The sequence below is a fragment of the Streptomyces sparsus genome, assembly GCF_054776295.1.
Genome location: NZ_BAAHCA010000270.1, coordinates 1 through 5,554, shown reverse-complemented (window position 1 = coordinate 5,554; position 5,554 = coordinate 1). Strand labels below are relative to the sequence as shown.

Sequence of the window (5,554 nt, the reverse complement as noted above, 5' to 3'; positions counted from 1 at the left end):
CGCCGAGTCCGGCGCCACCGCCCGCACCCTGGGCCACCACCGCCACGGCCTCGACACCCTGCTCCGCCCCGGACCGACCGGCGACCGGTGATCCCGCCCCCGCAGTCCGGACGCGGCCCACCGTCCCGGCGTTCCGCGGCGACGCGAGGCACCGGAACAGTGGGCCGCGTCCGGGCCCGTGTGATCGACGGACCCTTCCCCCCCCCGCCTGGATAACCGGTTACGGCGCGGGAAAGCCGTGCTGTGCGCCGCCCGCGCCGGCTGCTTCCACTGATCTGGGCCGGAGTGGTGGGTCGGTGGTAGTCGGACCTCTGGTAGGCGATCGGCGTCGTGGTCGGCTGCCTGGTGAGCGTCCTCCCGGTCGGCGCGTCTTCGAGGTGGCGTGAGTCGTCACCTCATCGGCGTTCGTGGTGGAAACGGCATGCGAGGACGTGGATGGTGTCGTCCTCGTCGATGCGGTACACCAGCCGGTGCTCGGAGTTGACGCGCCGCGACCAGTAGCCGGAGAGGTCGTTCCGCAGCGGTTCGGGCTTGCCGATCCCCTCATGGCCGTTTCGACCGATGTCCGCGATCAGCTGGTTGACCCGTCTCAGCAGCTTGCGGTCGTTCGTCTGCCACCACAGGTAGTCGTTCCAGCCGTCGTCGAGAAAGAGGACCTTCACGTAACGCCCTGCCCGGGCTCGTCGTCGTCGGGGTCCACCAGTTCGCGGACCGTGCCTCGGCCCGACCGGTCCTGTTCGATGGACCTGCGCAGGCGCTCGGCCATCGCAGGGGACCGCAGCAGGTAGTCGGTCTCCTTCAGGGCCTCGTACTCGGCGAGTGAGACGACGACCATCGGCTCGTGGCCGGCGCGGGTGATGACCAGTTCCTCGGCGTCGTCCTCCACCGCATCGAGGGCGTCGGCGATGTTGGCACGCAGTTCGGTGACACTCATCGTCTTCATGATGTACAGAATAACGTACAGAGGTGCCGGGGTGGGTGGGTTCTCCGGCCACCGGTTCCCCGGCCGCGGGCGGTGACTGGTGGCAGCCAGGGCGGGCGGCATCCGGCGACCCGAGGATTCGGCCCAGCACCTGCCGGGAGCGTAAGACGACCGGGGGAGCCGCCCGCGCCCTCGTGAGGCTTCGGCTCCAGGGCCGCCGGCCAGTCGCGCGATGGCGAGGACGCGCGGATCGCCGCGGCACGGATCCTCGCGGACGCCGATCAGCTCGCCCACGGTGAGCGTGCGGGCCGCCTGGCGGAGACCTCGGCCGCCCCCCCCCGGGCGCCCTCCCGTGACAGTGCTCTCGGAGAAGCACGGGTTCGGTGCGGGCGCCGTGGGGGCTCGGCAGCCAGGAACCATGAGGGGAGGGTGCTGCCCGGGGTGCATGCCTTTGCTGGCGGCACGCAACGAGAACGTCCCGGACGTCATGCCGTCCGGGACGTTCTCCCTGGTGAAACACTGTGGCTGGGGCCGGGGTCGAACCGGCGACCTTCCGCTTTTCAGGCGGACGCTCGTACCAACTGAGCTACCCAGCCACGCAACCCGGGGGTCGCAGCGGTCCTGACGGGATTTGAACCCGCGGCCTCCACCTTGACAGGGTGGCGAGCACTCCAAACTGCTCCACAGGACCAAGCTTGTACGAGAACAAGTCTCGCACAGGGGGACGTGTGCCCCCAACGGGCTTCGACCCCGCGCCGACCGTCACGACGGGTACGGACGGGCGCCGCATCGCCGAGCGCGCGGACGTGCGCGGTGGCCGGCCCGCGCCGTACGAGCGGAACCGCGCGGTCCTGGACCGCGGACCGCACCTCGTCCTCCCCGGTCAGCGCCTCGCCCGAACGTCCGACTCACCGCCCGGCCAGTGCCGGGACATCCTCGGGGAGCAGCCGGCGCAGGGCGTCGAGCCCAGGCGAGTCCAGTGCGGAGAGTCTCCGCGCCTGGTGGGTGGTCATGACATCGAGGATCTGCCGCGAGGTGCGCGCGTTGCCGAACGAAGCGTCACGCGGAAGCGCGTCCACGTAGTCGTGGAGAGCCTTGAGCGTGTCGTCCGGGCAGTCGTAGCCGGAGTCCGCGGCATGCCGGGCCATGATGCCGACCAGTTCGTCGGTGGTGTAGTTCTCGAACTCCACCGCACGCGAGAAGCGTGAGGCGAGTCCCGGGTTGGAGTCCAGGAAGCGTCGCATCTCGCGGGTGTAGCCGGCCGCGATGACGACGACGTCGTCACGGTGGTCCTCCATCAGCTTAAGCAGTGTCTCCACGGCTTCACGGCCGAAGTCGGAGGTCGCCCCCTCGGGAGTGAGGGTGTAGGCCTCGTCGATGAACAGCACGCCACCGAGGGCGCTTTCGAAGACCTCCTTGGTGAGCTGCGCGGTGTGGCCGACGTACCGGCCGACGAGGTCCGCGCGTGCCACCTCGACGAGCTGGCCCCGGGGCAGTACCCCCAGCGAGTGCAGCAGCCCGGCGTAGAGGCGGGCCACGGTGGTCTTACCCGTGCCGGGAGGCCCGGAGAAGATCAGGTGGTGGCTGACCTTGGGCGACGGCAGTCCGGCGGCCTTGCGGCGGCGGGACGACTCCAGGAGGGACACGAGATCGTTGACCTCGCGTTTGACCGCGGCCAGGCCGACCATGGCGTCGAGTCGGGCGAGGAGGTCGGTGGAGTCCGACGCACCGCCGGCGGGTTCGGCGGGCGGTGCCACGTCGTCCGGCAGGAGCGTCGAGAGGTCGCTCTCGGCGGGTTCGGCCATGCTGCTCAGCCGGAAGGCCTGGCGGTCGACCATCTCCTCGAAGACACGGCGGGCGGCCCGGCCGTTGCCGAAGGAGGCGTCACGGGTCATGGACGTGTAGTGCGCGGCGAGGGCGTCGAGCGTGCGCGGGTCCAGCTCGTAGCGGTGGGCTTCGCACATGGACTCGGTGATCGTCACGAGCTCTTCGACCGAGTAGTTGGCGAATTCGACGGTGCGGGTGAAGCGGGAGGCCAGACCGGGGTTGGACGTGAGGAAGGAGTCCATCTCACCGGTGTAGCCGGCGGCGATGACGACGATGTCGTCGCGGTGGTCCTCCATGAGCTTGAGCAGGGTGTCGACGGCTTCCTTGCCGAAGTCGGCGCCGGACCCCTTGCTGTCGGAGAGCAGGGTGTACGCCTCGTCGATGAACAGGACGCCGCCGAGGGCCTCGTTGAAGGCCTCGGTCGTCTTGATGGCGGTGCCGCCGATGATCTGGGCCACCAGGTCGGCGCGGGAGACCTCCACCAGGTGCCCGGAGCGCAGGACGCCGAGATCGGCGAGGATGCCGCCGTAGAGCCGGGCGACGGTGGTCTTGCCGGTGCCGGGCGGGCCGGAGAAGACCAGGTGGCGGCTCATGGGCGGGGCGGGCATGCCGAGGCGGGCCCGCCGCTGCGCGAGCTGGTTGAGGTGGACGAGGGTGCGGACCTGGTGTTTGACGTCGGCGAGGCCGATCAGCGACTCCAGCTCTTCCAGGGGGCTCGCCGGTGGCGCCGGGGCGGCCTTGCGGCCGGGTGATCCGGGCTTGCCGGGCGCGGTGTCGGCCGAGTCGCCCCAGGAGTCGGGCAGCGCGTTGTCGGCACTGATCAGGTGCTCGACGGTGAGCCGGTCGCCCGCTGCGGTCTGCCGCAGGCCCGCGCCGCGGTTGTCCCGCACGGCGCAGCCGGTGACGGTGACCGGGTCGGCGGTGTCGACGCGGACGCCATCCCCCACGCTCGCGTCGATCCGGCAGTCGTCCAGGGTGGCCCGGGAGCCCGCCGCCAGCAGTACGCCATGGGCGCCCGACTCGCCGAAGTGGGCGCGCAGCGCGGACAGTTCGCCGCCGCCCTCAACGAGGACACCGGATGCGGCGGAGGACCGGACGCTGCCGTCCCGCAGGGTGAGGAGGCCCTGCGGCCCGACGTGGACGCCTACCTCGCCACTGGCCTCGACCGTGCTGTCGCCGATCTCCGGGTGGCCGCCGCCGGCGGCCCGGATGCCGGCCTTGCCCGCGCCGTGGATCTCGCAGGACTCCAGCCGGCCGCGGCCGTCCTCGACGACCTCGACGCCGTGGCCGCCCGGCGAGGTGATGCGAGCCCGGCGCAGCAGCGGCTGGGCGCCGGAGCGGATCAGGACGCCCGTCCCGGCCGGGTCGGCGACGTGGAGCCCGTCGAACTCCGCCAGCGAGTCGTCCTCCAGGACGATCGCGGCCGACGTGACGGGCCCCGCCGCGCAGTCGCGGACGGCGGTGGTCGTGAGCATCGGTGTGCTCGCGCCCCGTACGAGGACGGCGGGCGCGGCCGAGGCGTCGAAGTCGCAGCCGTCGAAACTGCCACGGGAGCGCTCGGTGACGGCGAGGCCGCCGCCCGCCGTGCGCAGGGTGCGGCAGTGGCGGAGCTCGGGGTCGGCGCCGGAGGCGAGGGCGATGCCGAGCCCCGTGGTGTCGGACACCGTCACCTCGTCGAGGGCGGGACGGGCGTCGCTGGTGATGTAGACGCCGATGGCCGTGTCGTGCACGGTCGTCTGCCGGACCCGGGTGGAGCTGCTGCCTTCCAGCGCGACGGCCGGCTTCTGCGCGCCGGAGATGTCGCAGTGCTCGACGGTGCCGTGCGCCGAGCCGTTGGCGAGGACGCCGTTGCCCCGGGTGTCGCGGATGCGGCAGCCGCGCACCGTCGTACGGGCCTCGTCGCTGAGGACCACACCCGAGGTGCCCAGGTTCTCCACGACGCAGTCCGCGATGACGCTTCCCTCGGGGGACATGTCGACGATGCCGGCGCCCGCCGGGTTGGTGATGCGGCAGCCGCGCAGGGCGAGCGCCCCGGTCTCCCTCGCCAGGACGGCGGTCCACCCCGATCCGAGGACGGTGCAGCCGTCCATGCCGATCTGGCCGCGCGGTGCGTCCACGACGGGGAGGTCGTCGGCACCGCCGCGCAGGGTGAGATCGGTGAGTGTCACCGCGTCGGCGAGGAGGACGAGGGCGCTGCCCCGGCGCGGGCCTATCTCGACGCTGCCGGGTTCGCCGTCGGCGACGAGCGTGACGCGGTTGCGTACGGTCAGGTTCTCCGGGTAACGCCCGGGGGCGATCTGGATGACCGCTCCGGTGCGCGCCGCGGCCAGGGCCTCACCGATCGTCCGGAAACCGTTCGGTCGTTCCGGTGACACCGTGAGCAACTGCCGTGACACGCCCTGAACCTCCTCGCTTCGCCGCCGGTTCTGATCCTTGCCGATGCCGGAGGACGGTACGGGAGGGCCTCGGTGTGCGCTGCGTGAAGGCTGGGCGAACGGCGGGTGTCCGGCCGGGCGTTGGCGGTGACGGCGCTGTGCCGTGGGCGTCGCCCCGGCGTCATCTGACGTGCCTAGCGTGTCCGCCATGCGCCCCTGCCGCCACCGTGCGTCCGCCGGCCCGGGAACGAAGGCGGTTCTCGCCTCCCTCGTGACCGTCGTGGTGGCGGCCGGTGTCACGCCCGCCCATGCCGCCGACTCGGTCGAACTCCCCGTCGTGCGTGCCTTTCTCGCGCCGGGCGAGAGGTGCGCGGGGGCGTCCGGCCGGAGCGCCGAGGCGGAGCCGTGGACGGTGCGCGCGCTGGGGCTG

3 protein-coding genes, 2 tRNA genes and 1 pseudogene are annotated in these 5,554 nt (G+C 72.1%); 1 reads left to right on the top strand and 5 read right to left on the bottom strand.

The window, feature by feature from the left end:
• Positions 1 to 395 precede the first annotated feature (395 nt).
• From ACYVE9_RS14125 to ACYVE9_RS14105, 5 genes are all read right to left on the bottom strand, one after another.
• Positions 396 to 662: a Txe/YoeB family addiction module toxin gene (locus tag ACYVE9_RS14125; RefSeq protein ID WP_461028177.1), complete on the bottom strand. Its 267-nt coding sequence runs from the start codon at positions 660 to 662 to the stop codon at positions 396 to 398.
• Positions 659 to 952: a type II toxin-antitoxin system Phd/YefM family antitoxin gene (locus tag ACYVE9_RS14120; RefSeq protein WP_461028178.1), complete on the bottom strand. Its 294-nt coding sequence runs from the start codon at positions 950 to 952 to the stop codon at positions 659 to 661. Before ACYVE9_RS14120 ends, ACYVE9_RS14125 begins: the two co-directional genes overlap by 4 nt.
• Before the next feature lie 492 nt (positions 953 to 1,444).
• A tRNA-Phe gene (locus ACYVE9_RS14115) sits at positions 1,445 to 1,518 on the bottom strand.
• A 20-nt stretch (positions 1,519 to 1,538) separates the two neighbouring features.
• Positions 1,539 to 1,613: transfer RNA gene (locus tag ACYVE9_RS14110), tRNA-Asp, on the bottom strand.
• Positions 1,614 to 1,830: 217 nt separating this feature from the next.
• Positions 1,831 to 5,145 (bottom strand): right-handed parallel beta-helix repeat-containing protein, encoded by a 3,315-nt coding sequence (locus tag ACYVE9_RS14105; RefSeq protein ID WP_461028176.1) that lies wholly within the window; start codon positions 5,143 to 5,145, stop codon positions 1,831 to 1,833.
• A gap of 187 nt (positions 5,146 to 5,332) precedes the next feature.
• Here ACYVE9_RS14105 and ACYVE9_RS14100 point away from each other — a divergent pair.
• Positions 5,333 to 5,554, top strand: a pseudogene (locus ACYVE9_RS14100) (S8 family serine peptidase); the annotation flags it as partial.